20 protein-coding genes are annotated in these 21,197 nt (G+C 54.8%); 4 read left to right on the top strand and 16 right to left on the bottom strand.

Annotated features, from left to right (window positions below; translation table 11 throughout):
* Positions 1-4 precede the first annotated feature (4 nt).
* The 4 genes from AUQ43_RS09300 to AUQ43_RS09285 all read right to left on the bottom strand — a co-directional run bounded on the left by AUQ43_RS09300 (position 5) and on the right by AUQ43_RS09285 (position 4,716).
* Positions 5-877, bottom strand: coding sequence for a carbohydrate ABC transporter permease (locus tag AUQ43_RS09300; RefSeq protein WP_062955964.1), 873 nt, complete (start codon positions 875-877; stop codon positions 5-7).
* Between the two features lie 166 nt (positions 878-1,043).
* Positions 1,044-2,354, bottom strand: coding sequence for a sugar ABC transporter substrate-binding protein (locus tag AUQ43_RS09295; protein WP_062955963.1), 1,311 nt, complete (start codon positions 2,352-2,354; stop codon positions 1,044-1,046).
* Positions 2,355-2,551: 197 nt separating this feature from the next.
* Positions 2,552-3,502: a sugar-binding transcriptional regulator gene (locus AUQ43_RS09290; protein ID WP_062955962.1), complete on the bottom strand. Its 951-nt coding sequence runs from the start codon at positions 3,500-3,502 to the stop codon at positions 2,552-2,554.
* Positions 3,503-3,693: 191 nt separating this feature from the next.
* Positions 3,694-4,716 carry an aspartate-semialdehyde dehydrogenase gene (locus AUQ43_RS09285; RefSeq protein ID WP_062955961.1) on the bottom strand — a complete coding sequence of 341 codons (1,023 nt, stop codon included), beginning with the start codon at positions 4,714-4,716 and terminating at the stop codon, positions 3,694-3,696.
* A 684-nt stretch (positions 4,717-5,400) separates the two neighbouring features.
* On the opposite strand from AUQ43_RS09285, the gene AUQ43_RS09280 reads away from it, so the two are divergent.
* From AUQ43_RS09280 to sigJ, 4 genes are all read left to right on the top strand, one after another.
* Positions 5,401-6,624: a cyclopropane-fatty-acyl-phospholipid synthase family protein gene (locus AUQ43_RS09280; RefSeq protein ID WP_062955960.1), complete on the top strand. Its 1,224-nt coding sequence runs from the start codon at positions 5,401-5,403 to the stop codon at positions 6,622-6,624.
* A gap of 248 nt (positions 6,625-6,872) precedes the next feature.
* Positions 6,873-7,289: a hypothetical protein gene (locus tag AUQ43_RS09275; RefSeq protein WP_062956056.1), complete on the top strand. Its 417-nt coding sequence runs from the start codon at positions 6,873-6,875 to the stop codon at positions 7,287-7,289.
* A 134-nt stretch (positions 7,290-7,423) separates the two neighbouring features.
* Positions 7,424-7,858: a carboxymuconolactone decarboxylase family protein gene (locus AUQ43_RS09270; protein WP_062955959.1), complete on the top strand. Its 435-nt coding sequence runs from the start codon at positions 7,424-7,426 to the stop codon at positions 7,856-7,858.
* On the top strand, positions 7,845-8,882 hold the full coding sequence (gene sigJ, locus AUQ43_RS09265; protein WP_084272046.1) for an RNA polymerase sigma factor SigJ: 1,038 nt from the start codon (positions 7,845-7,847) through the stop codon (positions 8,880-8,882). The genes AUQ43_RS09270 and sigJ overlap by 14 nt, the downstream gene beginning before the upstream one ends.
* Positions 8,883-8,907: 25 nt before the next feature.
* Here sigJ and AUQ43_RS09260 read toward each other — a convergent pair whose 3' ends face one another.
* The 12 genes from AUQ43_RS09260 to panB all read right to left on the bottom strand — a co-directional run bounded on the left by AUQ43_RS09260 (position 8,908) and on the right by panB (position 20,991).
* Complete coding sequence (locus tag AUQ43_RS09260; RefSeq protein WP_147250453.1) at positions 8,908-10,950, bottom strand: hypothetical protein; 2,043 nt, start codon at positions 10,948-10,950, stop codon at positions 8,908-8,910.
* A 157-nt stretch (positions 10,951-11,107) separates the two neighbouring features.
* Complete coding sequence (leuB, locus tag AUQ43_RS09255) at positions 11,108-12,211, bottom strand: 3-isopropylmalate dehydrogenase (RefSeq protein WP_062955957.1); 1,104 nt, start codon at positions 12,209-12,211, stop codon at positions 11,108-11,110.
* Between the two features lie 107 nt (positions 12,212-12,318).
* The gene (gene leuD / locus AUQ43_RS09250; protein ID WP_062955956.1) at positions 12,319-12,930 is read right to left on the bottom strand and encodes a 3-isopropylmalate dehydratase small subunit; all 612 of its coding nucleotides are present in this window, start codon (positions 12,928-12,930) and stop codon (positions 12,319-12,321) included.
* Positions 12,931-12,934: 4 nt separating this feature from the next.
* Complete coding sequence (locus AUQ43_RS09245) at positions 12,935-13,123, bottom strand: hypothetical protein (RefSeq protein WP_062955955.1); 189 nt, start codon at positions 13,121-13,123, stop codon at positions 12,935-12,937.
* Positions 13,124-13,134: 11 nt separating this feature from the next.
* On the bottom strand, positions 13,135-14,541 hold the full coding sequence (gene leuC, locus AUQ43_RS09240) for a 3-isopropylmalate dehydratase large subunit (RefSeq protein WP_062956054.1): 1,407 nt from the start codon (positions 14,539-14,541) through the stop codon (positions 13,135-13,137).
* Positions 14,542-15,089: 548 nt separating this feature from the next.
* Positions 15,090-15,494 carry a 50S ribosomal protein L19 gene (rplS, locus tag AUQ43_RS09235; protein WP_062955954.1) on the bottom strand — a complete coding sequence of 135 codons (405 nt, stop codon included), beginning with the start codon at positions 15,492-15,494 and terminating at the stop codon, positions 15,090-15,092.
* Positions 15,495-15,497: 3 nt separating this feature from the next.
* The gene (trmD, locus tag AUQ43_RS09230) at positions 15,498-16,214 is read right to left on the bottom strand and encodes a tRNA (guanosine(37)-N1)-methyltransferase TrmD (RefSeq protein WP_062955953.1); all 717 of its coding nucleotides are present in this window, start codon (positions 16,212-16,214) and stop codon (positions 15,498-15,500) included.
* A 3-nt stretch (positions 16,215-16,217) separates the two neighbouring features.
* Entirely contained in the window at positions 16,218-16,892 is a 675-nt protein-coding gene (gene rimM / locus AUQ43_RS09225; RefSeq protein WP_062955952.1) for a ribosome maturation factor RimM, read from the bottom strand.
* 47 nt (positions 16,893-16,939) lie between these two features.
* Entirely contained in the window at positions 16,940-17,350 is a 411-nt protein-coding gene (gene rpsP, locus AUQ43_RS09220; protein WP_062955951.1) for a 30S ribosomal protein S16, read from the bottom strand.
* A gap of 149 nt (positions 17,351-17,499) precedes the next feature.
* The gene (gene ffh / locus AUQ43_RS09215; RefSeq protein ID WP_062955950.1) at positions 17,500-18,987 is read right to left on the bottom strand and encodes a signal recognition particle protein; all 1,488 of its coding nucleotides are present in this window, start codon (positions 18,985-18,987) and stop codon (positions 17,500-17,502) included.
* A 231-nt stretch (positions 18,988-19,218) separates the two neighbouring features.
* Positions 19,219-20,100 carry a pantoate--beta-alanine ligase gene (gene panC / locus AUQ43_RS09210; RefSeq protein WP_062955949.1) on the bottom strand — a complete coding sequence of 294 codons (882 nt, stop codon included), beginning with the start codon at positions 20,098-20,100 and terminating at the stop codon, positions 19,219-19,221.
* 45 nt (positions 20,101-20,145) lie between these two features.
* A complete protein-coding gene (panB, locus tag AUQ43_RS09205) occupies positions 20,146-20,991 on the bottom strand; it encodes a 3-methyl-2-oxobutanoate hydroxymethyltransferase (RefSeq protein ID WP_062955948.1) in 846 nt (281 codons plus the stop codon).
* Between the last annotated feature and the right edge of the window lie 206 nt (positions 20,992-21,197).

The raw sequence follows: 21,197 nt of genomic DNA, 5'->3' as shown, positions 1-21,197 counted from the left end.
GCCCCTATTTGTCCAGATTCTTGCCGATAAGGCGGATCAGGAAGATCGCCACGATATTGGCCAGAATGACCGCGACAATGCCGCCTGCAGATGCGCCACCGACGTCGAACTGCAACAGCGCCTGCGTATAGACGAGGAAGGCGATGTTGGTCGTTGCCAGACCCGGGCCACCACCCGTGGTGACAAAGATTTCGGCAAAGACGGTGAGCAGGAAGATGGTTTCAATCAGAACAACCACCGTGATCGCACGGCTGAGATGCGGCAGGGTGATATAGAAAAAGATCGATATCGGCCCGGCGCCATCCATCTGGGCGGCTTCTTTCTGGTCGCGATCAAGCGATTGCAGCGCGGTCAAAAGGATAAGCACAGCAAAAGGAAGCCATTGCCAGGACACCATGATGATGATCGAGGTCAGCGGCGCATTGGTAAACCAGTCGATCGCGGGCAGGCCAAACAGGCTGGCGATCCAGGCAAACATGCCAGACACCGGATCCATCAGTAGGTTTTTCCAGACCAGCGCATTCACAGTCGGCATGATAAAGAACGGTGCAATCACCAGCAGGCGCAGAACACCGCGGCCAAAGATCGGCTGATCAAGCATCAGGCCCAACAGAATGCCACCCACCACCGTGATGGCCAGCACCGATCCAACCAGCAAAAGAGTATTTGCAAGGGATGCGAAAAATGCCGGATCTGTCAGAAAGAATTCGTAGTTAAGTGTCCCGATCCACTCTTCCATGCCCGGCGACAACAGGTTGTAGCGCAGGAAGGAGAAGTAAATCGTCATGCCCAGCGGGACGGCCATCCACAAGAACAGGACGATGATCGACGGTGCGGACATAATGCGCCCGGTAAGGGTCGAGGCCCGTGTCGACATGATGTGCTCCCCGAAATTGACGTTTTGTCCTTATTAGGCCCTGAGCCTAGTCCTTAAGGGAAAAAAAGGGTGGTGCGTTTTGCAACCACCACCCAAGTTTCTCTCAGGTTAAGGAGGTGCAGACCGGAATTCCAATCAGGTAAAGAATTCCGGTCCGGGAAGTGTATCAGTAGTAACCAGCTTTACGCATGGTGCGGTCGGTAGAGGATTGTGCAGCAGAGAGGGCCTGCTCAACGCTCATCTGACCGGCAAGGGCTGCTGAGAACTGCTGACCAACCGTGGTTCCGATACCCTGGAATTCAGGGATCGCAGCGAACTGAACACCAACATACGGCTTCGGTTCGAGGGTCGAGTTGATCGGGTCGGCGCTGTCGATTGCCAGAAGGGTCTCGTCTGCGAACGGTGCCGCTTCAAGATATTTCGGGTTTTCATAAAGCGACATACGGGTGCCCGGGGGTACGTTTGCCCAGCCTTCCTTGGAGGCAACCAGTTCCAGATAGTCTTTCGAGGTCGCCCAGGAGATGAACTTCTGAGCAGCTTCTACTTTCTGGGAGCCCATCGGAATGCCAAGGTTCCAGGCCCAGAGCCAGTTGGCGCCGGTGCAAGTTACAGCGCACGGTGCTTCGGTGAAGCCGACCTTGTCTGCAACTTTGGATTCTTTCGGGTTGGTGACGAAGGATGCGGCAACAGTGGCGTCGATCCACATGCCGCATTTGCCGGAGTTAAACAGCGACAGGTTTTCGTTAAAGCCGTTCGACGTCGCGCCCGGAGGACCATAGTTCCCAAGAATGTTGGTGTACATATCGAGGGCGTTTTTCCATGCCTCGCCATCAAAGGTCGGTTTCCATTCTTCGTCGAACCAGCGCGCGCCATAGGCGTTACCCATGGTCGAAATCAGCGCCATGTTCTCACCCCAGCCGGCCTTGCCGCGCAGGCAGATGCCGTAAACGCCTTCGTCAGGCTTGTGGAGTTTCTTGGCGATTTCAAGGGTCTGGTCCCAGGTCAGGCGGCCGTTGATTTCAATACCGGCAGCTTCGAACAGGTCGGTGCGGTACATCATCATCGAGCTTTCGCCGTAGAACGGTGCAGCATACAGCTGGCCGTCATTTGACACAGCAGAGCGGATGGCAGGCATCAGATCATCGACGTCATAGTCGGAGCCGAGGTTATCAAGCGGTGCAAGCCAGCCTTTTTCAGCCCAGATCGGAACTTCATAGGTGCCGATTGTCATGACGTCATACTGACCGCCCTTGGTGGCGATGTCGGTGGTGACGCGCTGACGCAGGGTGTTTTCCTCAAGCGTGACCCATTCCAGGGAAATGTCAGGGTTCTTGGAGGTGAAATCATCCGTCAGCTTCTGCATGCGGATCATGTCACCGTTGTTGACGGTTGCGATGGTCAGTTTCGTTTCGGCATTGGCGTGTGCGATACCGCCCGCCAGCAACGCACACAGCGCTGCTCCCATTACGCGTTTCATATTTCCTCCCAAAGGACTATTTACCCGCTGAGCAGCTTCGGCTGCTCATATTGATCATTTGTTCAGGTAGTGAGCATTCACTCAATTTCAGCTGCGCTTGTCAAACAAAATCGTTTTTGCGTCGCACAAAAAAGCGCCCCGTCCAAGAGATTGGCGGGGCGCAAAAGCATTTCAAGAATGGTCAAAAATTGCAGTCGCTAGCGCAGCAAACTTTCCGCTGTGGCTTCGTCAGTAATGAGAGTCGAAATGAGCCTGCCGCGCATTGCGCCGCGAATCGCTGCGACCTTTTTAGCCCCTTTGGCAACCGCAATGGTGTTGGTTGCAGGCTGCACTGCCGGGGCGCTTGTCACACAGTGATTAACCGGATGATCAAGGATATTTCCGTCCTGATCGAAGGACCAGCTGATGACTTCACCAATTCCGCCGCTGTCGCGCAGCGAGACCAGCTCTTCCTTGGAAATAAAGCCATCAATGTGAAGCGGCGCGTCATCACCCAAATGGCCGACACCGATAAAACGGATATCGGCCTCGCGCGCGAGTTTGAGGATGTTGTCCATCGGTGGCTGTTGCTGCATGCGCTGACGCATTTCCGGATCAGCGATGATCACCGGGATCGGCAAGGGATAGTGCGGGGCGCGCGTGCGATCAGCAAGGTCCGTGACGGCATCATAGAAACTGGCAGCCCCGTCATGAGCGATTGTGCCAACCAGCGAGACGATCTTGTGGTGCTGGGCGTCAATACGCCCGATTTCGTCCACCATGGCGCGCATGGCACGCCCGGTGCCAAGGGCAATAATCTGTGGCTCTGTGGTATGCAGCGTGCGTTCCAGATAGTTGGCGGCCGCCTGTGCCATGCCAAACATTGCGTCCGGGGCGGCCGGATCGGTTGGCACCACATCGCAATTGGCAATTCCGTATGTTTCGCAGATGGCCTTGCCCAGTTCCATGCAATGGGTAATCGGGTGATCAAGGCGGACCTTTACCAGTCCTTCGCTGACGGCGGCAGATACCAGGCGTTGAGCCGTCGGGCGCGACACGCCAAGCTTGTGGGCGATTTCATCTTGCGTATTGCCCGCACAATAATAAAGCCATCCCGCACGGGCAGCTTCATCAAGGCGGGATGCTTCTTTGCGTGTGCGTTTGACCATCCGATTCCCCAGATTTTTTTTGATCCGTCGTCATCAGGACGTCGGGTGTTTTTTGGCTTTGAAATTTGTGTTCTTTTTCCCTAGCGCCTTTTGGTGCTTCTGACCAGTATCTTGCCGGGTCCGGAACGACAAAACCCGCCCCAGGATGGGCGGGTTTTGGTTTCAATTCGGTATATGGCCGGAGGCTGCCTTTACTTTTTCGGCAGGAAATCGGCGATCAGTTTTTCGGCTATTTGCACGGCGTTCAGTGCGGCACCCTTGCGCAGGTTATCGCCAACACACCAAAGCGACAGGCCGTTTTCAACCGTCGGGTCCTTGCGCACGCGCGAGACAAAGACATTGTCTTCGCCCTGTACTTCTTGCGGGGTGACATAGCCTTCGTCCTGGCGGTAATCGACGACCGAGACACCCGGGAAGTCTTTCATGGCCTTGCGGGCATCTTCGACGGTGATCGGTTTTTCGAACTCGATATTGACGGCTTCGCCATGACCGACAAAGACCGGCACACGGACACAGGTGGCATGTACGGCGATTTCCGGCGCAAGGATCTTGCGGGTTTCAACCGTCATTTTCCATTCTTCGCGGGTCGCACCATCATCCATGAAACTGTCGATATGCGGGATGACGTTGAAAGCGATCTGCTTGGTGAATTCTTCTTTCTGCGGCGGGTCGTTCACATAGATGCCGCGCGTCTGGTTAAACAGCTCGTCCATGGCGGCCCGACCGGCACCGGACACCGACTGATAGGTCGAGACGACAATGCGCTTGATCGCTGCCATGTCATGCAGCGGCTTAAGGGCAAGCACCATCTGAATGGTCGAGCAGTTCGGGTTGGCGATGATGTTTTTCTTGGCATACCCCGACAGCGCATCCGCATTGACTTCCGGTACGACAAGCGGAACACCCGGCTCCATCCGCCAGTAGCTTGAATTGTCGATGACAACGCAGCCGGCCTCAGCTGCCTTCGGCGCCAGCTTTTTGGCGGTTTCGCCGCCGGCGGAAAACAACGCGATATCGGCCTTGGAAAAATCAAAGGTCGCGGCGTCCGAAACGGTCAGTTCGTCATCTTCGCCATAGGAAACCGTGCGACCGATGGATTTCGAAGAGGCCAGTGCAAAGATTTCGTCTGCCGGGAATTTGCGTTCGGCAAGAGTGTTGAGCATTTCGCGCCCAACATTTCCGGTCGCGCCGACAACGGCGATTTTATAGCCCATCAGGGTGCCTCTTTTCAGTCTGGCAGGCAGCGGGGATCAAAGCCCGTACCTGTGGATAATGTCTGATAATCTGCGGCGACATGTAAGGGTTTCGGGGTGATTGTGCAAGCATGTCGTTGGTAGGGGGATAGGTCCTGAGCCTAACGATTACTACTTGAGATCGCAGAAAAATCTGGCAGAATTATTACAGGGGTTTATGTAGCGAACCTGAAATCAGAATCGTTTTGCATATTGCCGGGTTGATTTCTGACTTTCGGCTTGGCGGGCATTGATGCCGCCAGTGCCACTACTTGACGACTTTTCCGGACGACCAGTCAAAACGATCGTGAAGATGGGTTCAACGCAGATATGCGGCATTGCTGCATATGGGGCGATCACCAGGGGCTGGACCCATTAATTTGGTTTGAATGGTTGACCGAGTTTGCGCGGATGCGCGGAGAAAAACCGCAGAAAGATGAATATCTTTCAAGGCCTTGCGACCAAGTATCCCGTGCAAATCCGGTTAATCCGAAGGACAGACGTTATATTTGCAAACCCCGGCGTCAAATCCCTTGTGCGGGATGCCAACCGGCTCTGCGGCATTTTCCGTGGATTTCGCAAATATAACGTCTGCCATTCAAATCAAATTAATGGGTTCGGACCCTATCCCGACTTTTGAAAAAAGGACGGCCAATGACGTACCCGATGACTTTGGATTGGACACAGAAAAAGGTTCTCGATTTCTTTCGGGAACATGTCACGCGCGGGACTTTGGTATTTCGCGTGGATGACAAGCACGAAGTTGTGCTGGGGGATGGGACAGAACCACGGGCGGGCATGACCGTTCCGGACTGGACCAATACACTTAAAATGGCACTGAGCCCGGATCCGGGCTTTGGCGAAGCCTTTATGCGTGGCGGGTTTGACCTTGTCAATTGCGAGATGGAGGACCTGATAAAGGTGCTGCGTCTTAATTTTGAGGGCGGACATTCGACCAGCGGATTTGGCAGCTTTATTGAAAAACTTCAGGCGCTGAAATTCCAGATCGGACAATTTACCTCGGTCAGGGCGGCGTCGCACCGTGTGCGCCATCATTATGATATTGGCAATGATCTTTACACCCGGTTCCTTGATCCGGAGATGCAATATTCATGTGCCTTCTGGGATGATGGGGCGCAAACCCTTGAAGAAGCCCAGCATCGGAAAATGAGCCTGACCACCCAGCGCCTCAAGATCAATGAACCGGGGTTGCGGGTGGTCGATATCGGTTGTGGCTGGGGCGGGCTCAGCCGCTTTATCCATCGTGAAACCGGGGCAGAGGTGCACGGCATCACGCTTTCGACCGAACAATATAATTGGGCACAGGAAAAACGTGCTGAGATGGGCGATAACATGAAGGCGGGCCTTGATTATCATCTGCTGGACTATCGCCTGTTTGCCGATGCCAATGCCGGGAAATATGACCGGGTGGTATCGGTTGGTATGTTTGAACATGTGGGTCGCCATCAGTTCAGAACCTATTTCGAAAAGGTTGGTGAACTTCTGAAGGCGGGCGGTCGTGCCGTGATCCACACGATCATCAAGCCGCGGGCGGAATTCACCTCGCCCTGGATCGACAAGTACATTTTCCCGGGTGGTTACATTCCGGCCGTCCATGAGGTGGTTGAGGCCGCCGAGCATGCCAACCTGACGGTGGAGGCATCGCATTTCCATCCCGGGCGCAATTATGCCAAGACGCTGATGGCGTGGCGCGATCGGTTCCGGGATGTGGCTGATGATCTTGATCCGGAAAAATACGACGAAGAATTCAAACGCATGTGGGAATTCTATCTGGCGGGTTGCATCAATGCCTTTGACGCGGGCGAGGGCGGCGGCGGCATGCGGGTCGGCCAGTTCGTCTTTACCAAGCCGGGCTTCGAATATGCCTAAAGCTAAAGGGCGGGGAACGATGGTTTCCCGCCCTGTTTGTTTTATGCGTGCCAATTCCCATATCGAATAAGTGGGCGCGCACTGTTTCCGAAGCTGAATACGCAGCAGGACTGCAAATCAAAATCAAACCAAAGCGGAATCAGAATGTGCCCTCAAACCAGACCACATCGCGTGATGGACCGGCACGACAGATGTGAAAAGCGAATATGAAAAACGATGTTCCGGTCATTTTGTCGGGAGGAAACGACATGTTTGAACTAGTCGGCCGGGATGACGCCAACCACCATACTCAATCAGATACCGCGACAGCGCCCCATATCGGACGGCCAGAGGATTATGTCCGTGCCTTGGCTGAAATTGAAATGTCGAGCTGCGAGCGCGATATGCTGCGTGCACATGCCAAAGCACCGGGGCGCAAGATTACCGGCACGAAACTTGCCGAGACGGTCGGGCATTTCGGCTGTCGGATCGGGAACAAGAAATACGGCCGCCTTGCTGCCAAGATCGCAACCGCAGCAGGTCTGCCGATGTGCAAGACTGATGTCAGTGACTATCTTGCAGCGATCTTTACCGTTGCCGAAGGAACGCAAGGCGAGGGTGAGGATTGGACATGGGAGATGCATGACAATGTCGTCAAAGCGCTTGAAAGTTCCGGCATGGTCTGACGCAAAGGTATCATCAGGCCAGTAATTTTGGTTTTTGCAGACGGGCATGTAACACCACCCGCATGTGGTTCGTCCTTGTTGGCAGAGGGGGAAATTTTTCCCTTAAGTTCCTCGTGTCACCAAGGAGAATTGTCATGACTCGCTTTGCCTTCCACGAAGATACGCCTGCCCTGTTTCAGGCTCAGTTTGCCCTTGCCGCACAGCTTGGCGAAAACCCGCGGATCGCACCGGTCCTTCGCGATTTGATCGAATGCCGGGTGTCTCAGATCAATGGTTGTGCCTATTGCGTTCGGATGCATTCAGAAAGCTTTGCCAAAAATGGCGGTGACCCGACCAAGCTGACCATGCTCGCAGTCTGGGAAGGGGCACAGGGGTTTGATGAGGCCGAACGTGCGGCACTGGCATGGGCCGAATGCCTGACCCGAACGGAAAGTCAGGTGGAGATATCGAAATGCCATCGTGCGCTGCTTGATCATTTCGAGGCTGCCGAAATCTCGGAGCTGACCTGCATTATCTCTACCATGAATGCCTGGAACCGGTTGGGTATCGCACAGCATGAATACGCATAATCTGCGCAAGGTTCCTGACGGGGCCACAAAAAGGACTTACACTAGGACGGAAACAGCGGTACGGGATTTGCCCGTATCGCTTCATTTGCTTGGTGGTACGTCCTTGGTAGACCGGATTTTCGAAACACATCGCGCCCGGCTAACAGCGCTGGCTTATCGCATGCTCGGCAGTCATGCCGATGCCGAAGACGCGGTTCAGGATGTATGGTTGCGTTGGCGCCAACAGGATCAGGATATGATCAAGGATGCTACTGGCTGGCTTGTGCGGGTCTGTAGCAACATATGCCTTGATGTCTTGAAATCGGCTCGGCGGCAACGTGAAAATTATGTCGGCAATTGGTTGCCCGAACCCTGGCTTCCCCCCGAGCAGCCCAAAGCCGAACAGCAGCTGATCGAGCAGGATGGCCTTGGTCAGGCTTATATGCTGATGCTTGAACGTTTGGCACCTGTGGAACGCGTGGCCCTTGTGCTGCATGAAGTGTTCGATTGGGTGCATGATGACATTGCCCCGCTGATCGAACGTACGCCAAACAATACCCGTCAGATATTGTTTCGGGCACGACGCAAGATGCAACGCGAAAGTGACCGTGACGCGACACCAGAACCGGATTCAACGACCTGCGACCGTGCCAAACTGGACGCTTTTGTAACGGCAATTGGTTGCAGCGATGTGAGCGGATTGCTTGATCTGCTAGCCCCTGATGTGATCTTGCATTCAGATGGTGGGGGTAAGGCACTGGCAACCGCCAACCCGCTATATGGCGCAGATCATGTGTCACGCTTCTTTATCGGGGTTTGGGGCAAGCGTAGTGCTGACGAGCGTGTGTTTCATATCACGCTGGACGATGAATGCTGGCTTCTGATGGTGGAGAACGGCGTGGTGACGACGGGTATATGCGCTTCTGAACGTGATGGGCGAATCATTGATCTGTTCGTGCACCGAAACCCGGACAAGCTGGCATTGTTTTCGCCCGTTCTTGCCGGTGCCAAACCGATCGAACTTTCAAATAAAAAGGCCGGGTGATTTCCCGGCCTTTTGTCATTGAAGCTTACTTGATGCTGTCATTTGCCTGAATGGCTAGCCCCATCAATTCAACTGCTGTGTTTGGTTGAATACCACCTGCGGCGATGACGCCAAACGGAACCGGTTCATCAGGTGCCAGCGAAATCACCAGATGTTGCGGGTCATTCAGCCAGGTGACAAGTTCACCAATGTTTTCTGCCAGCTTTGGAAACGGTGCAAAGTTCTGCTGGGTTTGCATCAGGGTCATTGTTCCGATCATCTGCAAGTCTTCTGGCGACTGGCGTTGGCTTTGTGCGATCAGGCGCAGGAACATTTTGACCAGTTTCTCCCCCTCGATTTCAAGGCGTGCACCGCCAAAACCGGTTTGGGTCAAACCAATCTGTTGCAGTTTTTCTGTCTCGCTCAGGCGGGTTGCCAGAAGTCGGCTCATGACATCGCGGGGTATGTTCCCGATACTGACTGACAAGCTGATGCTGCCAATATCATCGATCGAGGTATCTTCGATGTTATGGGTGAAAAGCCCTGCTTCTTCATCCCAGGTGACTGAAGCCTTGCCATTGATGCTGACGCGTTCGAAATCATCAACACCAAGAACACCTGCGATGGCGGGTTTGATTGGTGAGTTGTCCGAAACTTTCAGATATAGGCCTTCGTAAGCTGTTCGCGCTTTTTTGGCGAACGTCATGTTGCTGCCTTCCAGCTGAACGGGGTCGCCAAGGCTGGCATTTCCGCGCTCCAGTCCAAACTCAATCCTGCTGTCCGGGGCCATATTGCCAGCAATCGACAGATCAGAGACAACCAGGCTTTCATAGATCAATGGCGATATCAAAACGCCGATATCGCCAAGTGTTTGGGTCATAAGGTTTTCGAGTGGTGCCTCGGGGTCGGTCGATGTCGAAACACCCATAGCATCAAACATGCGGTGAACACGATTCAGGGAAAGCTTCGAGATTTCGAAGTTACCCAGCTGCATGTTTGGCTTGGCTTCGTGGTTGCTTACATTGACGTCGATGCCAGCAAGCTGGAACTTTTCAAGGGCACCATTCTTGAAGCCATCAATGGCAAGGATACCCAGTTTCCCCGTACCGGTAACGTCCTCCACAAGCAAATCATTGATGGAAAAATGCCCGATCGACAGATTATCGACGATGTGTTGCCACTCGCGGCTGTCAAGTTGGCGGTTATCATCGAAGGCGTCTGTGCGCAGTGATTGCACAATGTCCTTGATGTTAATTTCAGCAACCGTTGCCTTGACCATGTCATCACTGACGATTTGGATGTCTGTCAGGGTCGCGCTTTCAACGCCTTCACGGTTGAGCTGATTGGAAGCAAATGCGGCAGTGTTGATTTGCTTGTTGTCATCAAACGAGATGGAAACGCCAGTTCCTGAAAGGGCGATGCAGTCATCCAGCGGCGTTTGGGGGAGGGCAATGTTTACCGGCTCCGTCAGGTGCAGGGTACAGTTATCTGCAGTCATTGTTTCCAGTGAAACGGCATCGCTGCCCATCGGATTGGTATAGTGAATATTCTGGATTGTGACTTTGCCGAGCTCCACCGGGTTAATGATTTCAAAGGCAACGAGATCCGCAGTGACGGCATGTTCGGCGCCTGCATCAATGATCAGATCAATCACTTCCCCGGACTCAGCTGCATATTGCGGCCCGTTCGCGCCAGGTGTCATATGCAGCGTGTCTAGTGACACCGCATGGGCGGAAATTGACTGAGAACCAAACTCGACCGTCCCATTTTCAGCGGTTACCTGATTGGCAAGGACGTCGCCGAATGGATTGGCGTTGATCAGGGTGAGCCAGTTGACTTTTCCGAGCGCAAGCATATCGGCGGTAAACTTGACGCCTTCACTGTTGCGCAGGGTGATGTCCGTGGCGGACATCGTGCGGTTAAACAAAGACAGCTCGAAATTATCGAATGTGCCACCCAGACCTGAGTTCGGACTGGTCAAATGTGTGCGAAAGCGGCCTTCGAAAAAGGATGGCGCTGCAAAATGCGCGCCGACGGCCAAGGCGGTGATAACCCCGATACTTCCCAGAATGATTTTGTTTTTGCTCATGTGACCCTGCTTAATGGCACTTTTGCGCACCTTGTTTGGTTTATATTACCAAATCAGCTTCCGGCCTCACCATCAGAGTGTCAACCCGCACAAAAGAACAGGCCCGGCTGCAATCAGCCGGGCCTGTTAAAGATCTGAGTTTTGTAGATCAGAAAACTCAGACGAGCTTGTCGAGTTCGTTGATCAGCGATTCGCCCATGACGGTGGTCGAAACCTTGGCCATGCCGTTCTGCATGATGTCAGCAGTACGCAGACCGCCTTTAAGGACGTTCTGAACTGCGTCTTCAATCAGGGTGGCATCATCGCCCATGTCGAACGAATAGCGCAGCATCATGGCAAAGGACAGGATGGTTGCCAGCGGGTTGGCGATGTCCTGGCCGGCAATGTCCGGGGCGGAGCCGTGTACCGGCTCGTACAATGCCTTGCGGGCACCGTTTTCATCTGCCGCACCAAGGGATGCGGACGGCAGCATGCCAAGCGACCCGGTCAGCATGGCGGCACAATCGGAAAGAATGTCGCCAAACATGTTGGTGGTGACCATCACGTCAAACTGTTTCGGGTTACGGACCAGCTGCATTGATGCGTTATCGACATACATGTGGCTGAGATCGACTTCTGGGAAGTCCTTGGCAACACGTTCGACAACTTCGCGCCACAGAACGGTGGATTCCAGAACGTTTGCCTTATCGACAGAGCACAGGCGTTTGTCGCGTTTCATCGCCATATCAAAGGCTACGCGTGCAATGCGTTCGACTTCCGGCTCGGAATAAACCAGCGTGTTAAAGCCGTGACGCACACCGTCACGTTCTTCGATGCCGCGCGGCTGGCCGAAATAGATGCCCCCGGTCAGTTCACGCAGGATCATGATGTCCAGACCCTTGACGATGTCTTCCTTCAGCGAGGATGCACCGGCAAGTGCGTCAAACACCAGTGCGGGACGCAGGTTGGCAAACAGGCCCATTTCCTTGCGGATTTTCAGAAGACCGCGTTCCGGTTTGATGTCGAACGGCATGTCGTCCCATTTCGGACCACCAACAGCACCCAGCAGAACGGCGTCTGCGGCCATGGCATCGGCCAGCGTTTCGTCGGTCAGCGGATTGTTATGCGCGTCAATCGATGCGCCGCCAATCAGACCTTCGGTGATTTCAAAATTCACACTGCGCTTTTTTGCCATCCAGTCCATGACGCGCTGAACCTGACGCATGACTTCCGGGCCAATTCCGTCGCCCGGCAGCATCAGTACTTTTTTGGTGGTGCTCATAAATGCTTCCTTCCCAGATATTTTCCGACCAGATTTTTTTTGGGGTGGATCACCCCGTAACGATCAGAAAACGGGCGACAAACCGATGTTTGCCGCCCGTCTTGAAATTACAGCGACAGCCAGGGCTGCGATGCAGCGCGTTTGGCTTCGAAATCATTGATGGCATCCGCCTTCTGCAGGGTCAGACCGATATCGTCGAGACCATTGAGCAGGCAGTGCTTGCGGAATTCTTCGACTTCAAACTTGATGCAGCCGCCATCCGGGCCGGTGATTTCCTGTTTTTCAAGGTCAACGGTAACAGTGGCGTTGGCACCGCGTTCGGCATCAGCCATCAGCTTGTCGACATCTTCTTGCGGCAGACGGATCGGCAGGATGCCGTTCTTGAAGCAGTTGTTATAGAAAATGTCGGCAAAGCTCGGTGCAATCACGCAGCGAATACCGAAATCAAGCAGCGACCAGGGTGCGTGTTCACGCGAGGAACCACAGCCGAAGTTATCACCAGATACAAGGATCTGGGCGTTGCGATAAGCCGGTTTGTTGAGAACGAAATCCGGGATTTCGTTGCCGTTGTCATCATAGCGCATTTCATCAAACAGGTTCTTGCCAAGGCCCGAACGTTTGATGGTTTTGAGGAACTGTTTGGGAATGATCATGTCGGTGTCGACATTGATCATCGGCAGCGGTGCGGCAACACCGGTGAGCTTGGTGAATTTTTCCATTATCTTATCCCTTGCTTCCAGTTTCCCAGGCCAGACCGAGTGCTTCGATCAATTCTTCGGTCGCGTCGAGTTCCTGCGCAACGAAGTCCGGCAGATTAATGCCGGTGAGTTGCGGCAGGAGTTGCTCAAGCACCGGTGCGCGGCCCAGACGTGGGGCACTTTCGCGGAAATTGATGAATGTCTGATCGGCCATGGGAACCTTCCTTAACCGAGTTTACGAATGTCGGTCAGATGACCGGTGATCGCAGCTGCAGCTGCCATGGCCGGGCTGACGAGGTGGGTACGACCACCACGGCCCTGACGGCCTTCGAAGTTACGGTTCGAGGTCGAAGCGCAACGCTCGCCCGGGGCCAGACGGTCCGGGTTCATTGCCAGACACATCGAGCAGCCCGGCTCGCGCCAGTCAAAGCCTGCTTCGATGAAGATCTCATGCAGGCCTTCGGCTTCTGCCTGTTCCTTCACAAGGCCTGAGCCCGGAACGATCATGGCATTGACAGTTTCGGCAACCTTGCGGCCCTTGGCGACTTCGGCAACGGCACGCAGGTCTTCGATACGACCGTTGGTGCAAGAACCGATAAACACACGGTCGATCTTGATTTCCTCGATCGGGGTACCGGCGGTCAGACCCATATATTCAAGCGAACGCTCGATCGCTTTTTGCTTGCCGGCATCCTTGCCGTCGGTCGGGAACGGAACAGTGCCCGTGACCGGTACGACGTCTTCCGGGCTGGTGCCCCAGGTCACCTGCGGGACGATGTCGGCGGCATCAAGTTCGACAACCTTGTCGTAATGTGCGCCTTCGTCAGACGGCAGGGTCTTCCAGTATTCAACAGCCTGTTCGAACGCGGCACCTTTCGGTGCCATCGGGCGACCCTTGATATATTCAAAGGTTTTCTCGTCCGGTGCGATCAGGCCGGCACGTGCGCCGCCCTCGATCGACATGTTGCAGACCGTCATGCGGCCTTCAACCGACAGTGCACGGATGGCCGAGCCAGCATATTCGATGACATAGCCGGTACCGCCAGCCGTCCCGATGCGACCGATGATCGCAAGAGTGATGTCCTTGGCCGTTACACCCGGATGCAGATCGCCTTCGACCTTGACCAGCATGTTCTTGGCCGGTTTCTGAACCAGGGTCTGGGTGGCCAGAACATGTTCAACTTCCGAGGTGCCAATCCCAAATGCCAGTGCGCCGAATGCGCCGTGGGTGGAGGTATGTGAGTCACCGCAAACCATGGTCACACCGGGAAGAGTGAAACCTTCTTCCGGGCCGACGATATGCACGATGCCCTGACGCAGGTCAGCCATCGGGAAATAGTGAATGCCGGTATCCTTGGCGTTCTGATCAAGGGTTTCAACCTGAATACGGCTGTCTTCTTCCTTGATGCCTTCGGAACGGTCAGACGTCGGTACGTTGTGATCAGGCACAGCAAGGGTCAGTTTGGGATGGCGCACTTTACGGCCCGAATTGCGCAGGCCTTCGAAAGCCTGCGGGCTGGTCACTTCGTGGACGAGATGACGGTCGATATAAAGCAGGCAGGTACCATCATCCTGCGTATCGACCACATGGCTTTCCCAAATCTTGTCAAAAAGGGTTTTAGGCTGACCCATCTCGACCTCCTCATAAAACATCGATCTTTTGAGCAGCAACTCTCTTCCCGTCTGATGCGGTCCTGAATGTCACGAAGATTGGTGCAATACCTGCCATTGATGGCGGGTGGGACTTGACGTTTCTTCGGCGCAACCGGCTTTGTCCAGTCTGCGTAATTTTATTATCCAGAACCACACGGGTTTGATCGTTTTTGCCGCGGGAGTGCCTTTATACACGCCGCCCTCTAAATCGCAAGGTACAGGGCGCGTGTTTTTGGGTGTTTAACACTCCGAAATAGAGTGGCGCGATCCGGAGCATCCCTAAGTAGCTAAATCAGGCGTGCTGGATTTACGTAAGAGATATCTGATATAACTTAAGCTGATAAATTAATCGCCGGGTTTCTGCGGGACTTGTTCTAGGGGCACGGAATCTTGCGATTCGCTATAATGCAATCAATGCGTGTATATGACGTTCTTTGATCCCGCCGGACATGGCGAGAGGGAGAAACAAAAACGGGCCCACCCGAAGGTGAGCCCGTATTTTTGTCCGACGTTGCGGAACGTGCGAATTACTTTTTCGCGCGTTCTGCTGCGGTCAGTTTGCCTTTGTGACCGGTGGTCTGCTCGGCGATACGTGCAGATTTACCGGTACGGCCACGCAGGTAGTAGAGTTTCGCGCGACGTACGTCACCGCGGCGAACGACTTCGATTTTGTCGATGGCCGGGGAGTAGGACTGGAAGATACGCTCAACGCCTTCGCCCGATGCGATTTTACGCACGGTGAAGGAAGAGTTGAGGCCGCGGTTCTTACGCGCAATGCAAACGCCTTCGAACTGCTGAATACGCTCACGGGTACCTTCCACGACTTTCAGGTGCACACGAATGGTATCACCGGCGTCGAATTCAGGAACTACGCGCTTTTCAGCGATTTTGTCGAGCTGCTCTTTCTCGAGCTGCTGGATGATGTTGGTCATGGTTTAACCCTCTTTGATGTTCCCGTTTGCCACGTACCGGTCCCAAAGGTCCGGGCGTCGCGCGCGGGTAATTTCTTCTGCCTGAGCATGCCGCCAGGCTTGTACCTTGGCATGATGTCCGGAAAGCAAGATCTCCGGCACGTCACGCCCGTTCCAATTGGCCGGGCGCGTGTAATGCGGATATTCAAGCAACCCGGTTTCAAAGCTTTCCTCGTCGACAGACTCGGTCTTGTTGACCGTTCCCTCGATGAGGCGAATGCACGATTCAATCAGGACCATGGCCGGCAGTTCGCCGCCCATGAGGATGTAATCACCGATGCTGATTTCCTCGGCCTGATGTTCATCCAGAACCCGTTGGTCGATACCTTCGTAACGACCGCAAAGCAGGATGGCACCCGGGCCTGCTGCCAATTCGCGGCAGCGTTTCTGGTTCAGCACTTTTCCCCGCGGGCTGAGATAAATCAGCGGCAATTGCGGTGCATCTGCACGCAATTCACGCAGGGCGGCGTCGACAATATCCGGGCGCATGACCATGCCGGCCCCGCCCCCAAAGGGATTGTCGTCTACAGTGCGGTGGCGGTCGGTTGCATGATCGCGGATGTCTTTGACATCAAGCGACCAGATCCCGTTTTCAAGCGCCTTGCCAGCCAGAGACTGACCAAGCACACCCGGAAACATTTCCGGGAACAGGGTTGCAACTTTTGCCTGCCACACAGACATCGATCAGGCCTCCTTCCCGCTGCCGGTCGCGTTTTCCGCGCCTACTGCATCGGCAGTAACGGCATCAGAATCGCGGTCGGCCTGAGAGTCCTTGCGGGATTTGTTCGGACGTCGGCTGCGATTGCCGGGTCCGTCCTCATCCTGCAGTAGCCCCTCGGGCGGATTTACCACCATCTTGCGTTCCGAAAGAATGACCTCGGGCACGACTTCCTTGGTGAAGGGGAGAACCACAACCTTGTTCTTGGCTTCTTCAAGCGCGACTTCGATCACGTCGCCGGCGCCAAAATCGGCCACACCCCGTACGGTGCCGAAAATCGAACCATCAATATGGTGCGCTTTCAGACCGACAAGGTCAGCAAGGTAGAATTCATCTTCTTCAACCGTGTCAGGCAGTGCAGCACGCGGTACATGCAGCTTGGTGCCCCGCAGCCGTTCGGCAGCGTCCCGGTCGTCCACGCCTTCGATCTTGGCGATCAGCTGGTCGCGGACATGTCCGACAGGAGACAGCTTGTATTTCACGCGTCCCTTGGCGTCGAACAACGGGCCGTAACCGACAAGGTTATCCGGATCGACGGTATAGCTTTTGACGCGCACGGCACCACGCACCCCGTGCGGGGCGGTGATCATGCCGACGCAGACATAAGCTTCGTCGTTTTTGGATTTGCGGGTATCAGCCATTTCGGTTCACAAGTTTCCGGTATCTGATCAAAGCGTGCGTTCAGCGATTACTCGCCTGCAGCTTCTTCAGCAGGTGCTGCTGCTTCGGCAGCGGCTTCCGCAGCAGCGGCAGCAGCAGCTTCGGCTTTCTCAGCTTTCTCGCGAAGACGTTCCTGAGCTTTCGCTTTCGGAGCAGACTTCTGCGGCTGTTCGGTCGGTTTGAACGCTTCTGCCAGGCCAGCTTTGCCCAGGAAACGTGCAACACGTTCGGTCGGCTGTGCGCCAACAGACAGCCAGTATTTGATGCGCTCTTCTTTGAAGGTCACGCGGTTGTCAGCATCCTTCGGGAGCATCGGGTCATAGGTACCGACACGCTCGATGAAGCTGCCGTCACGCGGCGAACGAACGTCAGCAACTACGATACGGTAGTACGGACGTTTTTTGGCACCGCCACGGGAAAGACGAATCTTGACAGCCATTCGGATAAGTTCCTTTCAGCTTGGGTTTGTAGTCTTCTAAATCATGACCCCGAGGGGCCTATTCACTTGGTCTTTGACCCGGCTTTATGGGCCGGTTTTGGTTCGTAAGAGGAATTCATGAAGAACTCATTCTAGAACCGGGGGCTTGACTATTTCTTTTTGCCGAACCCCGGGAATCCCGGAGGCAGGCCACCGCCGCCTCCCAATCCCGGCAACCCGGGCGGCAAACCGCCCCCGCCACCGGTCAATCCTTTTGGCAGGTTATTGAGATCCGGCATTTCGCCGCCCTCAAGCATCGAGGGATCCATTTTCGGCATACCGCCAAACATCCCTTTCTTGCCCTGCTTGCCCATCTTTTTAATCATGGTGGACATGGTCTGATATTGCTTCAGAAGCTTGTTGACCTCCTGAACGGTCAGGCCACAGCCTGCGGCAATGCGCTTTTTGCGTGATGCCTTGATGATGGCCGGGTTTTCACGTTCTTTCGGCGTCATCGACAGGATGATTGCTTCCTGGTGGGTCAGAAGTTTGGGATCAAGCTTGGTCTGCGACATCTGTTTTTTCAGCGCGCCCATGCCCGGCAGCATCCCCATGATGCCGGAAAGATCACCCATTTTCTGAAGCTGTTTGAGCTGTGCCAGAAGATCGTTCAGGTCAAACTGACCTTTACGCAGCTTCTTGGCCATTTTCTCGGCGTCTTCGGCCTTGATGTTTTCCGCAGCCTTTTCAACCAGGCTGACAACATCGCCCATGCCAAGAATACGGTTGGCGATACGATCGGGATGGAAGGCTTCCATCTCGTCGATTTTTTCGCCGATACCGATCATCTTGATCGGGCAGCCGGTAATCTGACGCATCGAAAGGGCTGCACCACCGCGTGCATCACCGTCAACACGGGTCAGAACGATACCGGTGATGCCGACCTTTTCGGCAAATTCCTTGGCAACGTTGACCGAGTCCTGACCGGTCATCGCATCGGTGACCAAAAGCGTCTCGACCGGGTTGACCGCATCACGGACCTGAGCGACTTCGCTCATCAGTTCCATGTCGATATGCAGACGACCAGCGGTATCAAGGATAACCGCGTCATACCCTTCCTTGCGGCCGGTATCCATCGCGCGCTTGGCAATCGAAACCGGCTTTTCGCCCATCACGATCGGCAGAACGCCAAGGCCGTTATCGTCGGCCAGAACTTTCAGCTGCTGCTGGGCAGCCGGGCGATAGATATCAAGCGATGCCAGAAGGACTTTCTTGTTGCGCTTCTTGGTCAGGTTCAGTGCGATCTTGGCAGAGCTGGTGGTTTTACCAGAACCCTGCAGACCAACCATCAGGATCGGCACAGGCGGGGTCGAGGAAAGATTGATTTCCTCGCCTTCGCCCAGCATGTTTTTCAGTTCGTCATGGACGATCTTGACGACCATCTGGCCCGGTGTGACCGAGCGCAGAACATCGGCACCAATTGCACGTTCGGTGGCGTTGGAGATAAAGGTTTTGACGACCGGAAGTGCCACGTCCGCCTCAAGCAGGGCGACGCGTACTTCGCGCATGGCTTCCTTGACGTCGGATTCTTTCAGCGCGCCACGTTTGCGCAGCTTATCGAGAACCCCGCCAAGGCGATCGCTTAGTCCTTCAAACATTCCAAATCCCGTCTGTGTTGCCGGTGTTTCCACCGAGTGCGCACAAAAAACTAAAACCCAGTGCTCGAAACTCGAGGACTGGGGGAGTCACCCCTTGGGCGACCTTTGGTGGAGAGGGTTTATTGGATCAGGGGGTGGGAGTCAAGCGCAATCGGGCGCAAAAGCGCGTTATTCTGCGCTTTTCATTCGCCTTGCTGTGCAATTGGCGATTCCGCCACTAAGCGCGGGTATTTAACCCCCGGTCATGCTTTTGGCTATGGCCGGTTCAATTGCATGATTGTCGATCAAACGCGCTTTGCCAAGCCGGGCTGCAACGAAGATTCGGGCGGATTTTTGGACCGTGTCGCTGATCAGTTCCAGGGTCGCTGCATCGCGGACTTCAAGATAGTCGATCGGATCGAACCCGGCCTTGAGGATATCTTCGCGCCCCTTTGCCAGAAGCGGACCGAGTTCAGCACCCTGTGCCGCCTTGGCGGTGATTTCCGCCAACACGTTGTTGAGCGTTGGGGCAATGGCGCGTTCGTCGGGTGTCAGATAACGGTTGCGCGATGACATGGCAAGTCCATCTTCTTCGCGCAGGATTTTCGCCCCGATGATCTCGACCGGAATGTTGAGATCTTCCGTGAACCGGCGGATGACCATCAGTTGCTGGTAATCCTTCTGACCAAAAATGGCGCAATCGGGCAGGGCCTGGAGCAGCAATTTGGTCACAACCTGTGCCACGCCATCAAAGTGGCCGGGCCGGGCCGCCCCACACAGCACGTCGGTCATTGCGCCATCAACAGAGACCTTGGTGGCAAAGCCGTCGGGATACATTTCATCAACCGACGGGGCAAAGCACAGCTCGACCCCGGCACCATCAAGCAGTTTCTGATCTGCTGGCAGGGTGCGCGGATAGGCTCCGAAATCCTCGTTCGGGGCAAATTGTGTCGGATTGACGAAGATCGAAACGATCACCCGGTCGGCATGTTCACGGGCCAGATGTGTCAGGCTGACATGGCCATCATGAAGCGCGCCCATGGTTGGAACCAGGGCGACACGCAGGCCTTTGGCGCGCCAGTCGGCAACAGTCGCGCGTAAATCAGCGACAGTGTGAACAGTCGTAAGGGACATCGTTATCGTCGTACCGAAGATTGCAGAAAATTACGGCGATCTGGATCAGACCGCGCGCAACTTACCTTTTTTGGCGATACCAAAGCAATGTTCATCCGTCGGAAACTGACGGGTGCGCACTTCGTCGGCATATTGGCCGACAGCCTCGGAAACCGCATCACCAAGATTGGCGTAGCGTTTAACGAATTTTGGCGTGAAATCGGAAAACAGGCCAAGGATGTCTTCGGTGACAAGGACCTGACCATCACAGGCAACCGAGGCACCAATGCCAATGGTCGGGATGTCGATGGCCTCGGTTATCTGACGTGCGACGGGTTCGACCGTACCTTCGACGACAACCGAAAAGGCACCGGCATTAGCAACCGCCTTGGCATCGGCAAGTGCCTTCATGGCCGTTTCTTCGTCACGGCCCTGACTTTTGAAGCCGCCCATGGTGTTGACCTGTTGGGGCATCAGGCCGATATGGGCCATGACCGGTACACCACGCATGGTCAGAAATTCGATGGTTTCGGCAAGTTCGGCGCCGCCTTCAATTTTCACAGCCGCGCATCCGGTTTCAGCCAGAATGTGCGATGCGGTGCGGAAGGCCTGTTCCTTGGATTCCTGATAACTGCCAAAAGGCAGATCAACGACGACGCAGGCATTCTTTGATCCGCGCATGACGGCCTTGCCATGGTTGACCATCATATCGACAGTCACGGCAAGGGTGCTTTCCATACCATAAACAACCATGCCCAATGAATCCCCGACCAGAAGCAGGTCACAATGTTCATCAAGGCGCTGGGCCATTGGTGCGGTATAGGCGGTCAGGCAGACAATGGGGTCATGCCCCTTACGGGCACGGAGTTGTGGGACGGAGGTCCGGCCCATCTTTTTGCTGGTGGCACTCATCACGTTTCTCCCCCGGTACAACCGGATTTCGCTGCCCGATCTTTGTCGGGCGTGCGGTCATGTTTACAATACCATGACCGCGAACGGGAAACATTTTTTGCAATCGCGAAATAGGCAATTCGGCCAATAACCGCCATTTAAGGCGTGCGTTGGCAGATGGTTCGAATGATCTGCGCCGCTTATTGTGATTGGCACTTCACGGTCAC

The sequence above is a fragment of the Thalassospira sp. MCCC 1A01148 genome (assembly GCF_001613795.1).
In the GTDB taxonomy this organism is placed as follows: Bacteria; Pseudomonadota; Alphaproteobacteria; order Rhodospirillales; family Thalassospiraceae; genus Thalassospira.
The sequence above is the reverse complement of the archived record's forward strand: the minus strand, read 5'-3'. Positions and strand labels throughout refer to the sequence as shown.

What these genes read in the sequence shown, in the direction of transcription:
- AUQ43_RS09300 (WP_062955964.1), bottom strand. Translation starts at nt 877, where the DNA reads ATGTCGACACGGGCCTCGACCCTTACCGGGCGCATTATGTCCGCACCG.
- AUQ43_RS09295 (WP_062955963.1), bottom strand. Translation starts at nt 2,354, where the DNA reads ATGAAACGCGTAATGGGAGCAGCGCTGTGTGCGTTGCTGGCGGGCGGT.
- AUQ43_RS09290 (WP_062955962.1), bottom strand. Translation starts at nt 3,502, where the DNA reads ATGGTCAAACGCACACGCAAAGAAGCATCCCGCCTTGATGAAGCTGCC.
- AUQ43_RS09285 (WP_062955961.1), bottom strand. Translation starts at nt 4,716, where the DNA reads ATGGGCTATAAAATCGCCGTTGTCGGCGCGACCGGAAATGTTGGGCGC.
- AUQ43_RS09280 (WP_062955960.1), top strand. Translation starts at nt 5,401, where the DNA reads ATGACTTTGGATTGGACACAGAAAAAGGTTCTCGATTTCTTTCGGGAA.
- AUQ43_RS09275 (WP_062956056.1), top strand. Translation starts at nt 6,873, where the DNA reads ATGTTTGAACTAGTCGGCCGGGATGACGCCAACCACCATACTCAATCA.
- AUQ43_RS09270 (WP_062955959.1), top strand. Translation starts at nt 7,424, where the DNA reads ATGACTCGCTTTGCCTTCCACGAAGATACGCCTGCCCTGTTTCAGGCT.
- sigJ (WP_084272046.1), top strand. Translation starts at nt 7,845, where the DNA reads ATGAATACGCATAATCTGCGCAAGGTTCCTGACGGGGCCACAAAAAGG.
- AUQ43_RS09260 (WP_147250453.1), bottom strand. Translation starts at nt 10,950, where the DNA reads ATGAGCAAAAACAAAATCATTCTGGGAAGTATCGGGGTTATCACCGCC.
- leuB (WP_062955957.1), bottom strand. Translation starts at nt 12,211, where the DNA reads ATGAGCACCACCAAAAAAGTACTGATGCTGCCGGGCGACGGAATTGGC.
- leuD (WP_062955956.1), bottom strand. Translation starts at nt 12,930, where the DNA reads ATGGAAAAATTCACCAAGCTCACCGGTGTTGCCGCACCGCTGCCGATG.
- AUQ43_RS09245 (WP_062955955.1), bottom strand. Translation starts at nt 13,123, where the DNA reads ATGGCCGATCAGACATTCATCAATTTCCGCGAAAGTGCCCCACGTCTG.
- leuC (WP_062956054.1), bottom strand. Translation starts at nt 14,541, where the DNA reads ATGGGTCAGCCTAAAACCCTTTTTGACAAGATTTGGGAAAGCCATGTG.
- rplS (WP_062955954.1), bottom strand. Translation starts at nt 15,494, where the DNA reads ATGACCAACATCATCCAGCAGCTCGAGAAAGAGCAGCTCGACAAAATC.
- trmD (WP_062955953.1), bottom strand. Translation starts at nt 16,214, where the DNA reads ATGTCTGTGTGGCAGGCAAAAGTTGCAACCCTGTTCCCGGAAATGTTT.
- rimM (WP_062955952.1), bottom strand. Translation starts at nt 16,892, where the DNA reads ATGGCTGATACCCGCAAATCCAAAAACGACGAAGCTTATGTCTGCGTC.
- rpsP (WP_062955951.1), bottom strand. Translation starts at nt 17,350, where the DNA reads ATGGCTGTCAAGATTCGTCTTTCCCGTGGCGGTGCCAAAAAACGTCCG.
- ffh (WP_062955950.1), bottom strand. Translation starts at nt 18,987, where the DNA reads ATGTTTGAAGGACTAAGCGATCGCCTTGGCGGGGTTCTCGATAAGCTG.
- panC (WP_062955949.1), bottom strand. Translation starts at nt 20,100, where the DNA reads ATGTCCCTTACGACTGTTCACACTGTCGCTGATTTACGCGCGACTGTT.
- panB (WP_062955948.1), bottom strand. Translation starts at nt 20,991, where the DNA reads ATGAGTGCCACCAGCAAAAAGATGGGCCGGACCTCCGTCCCACAACTC.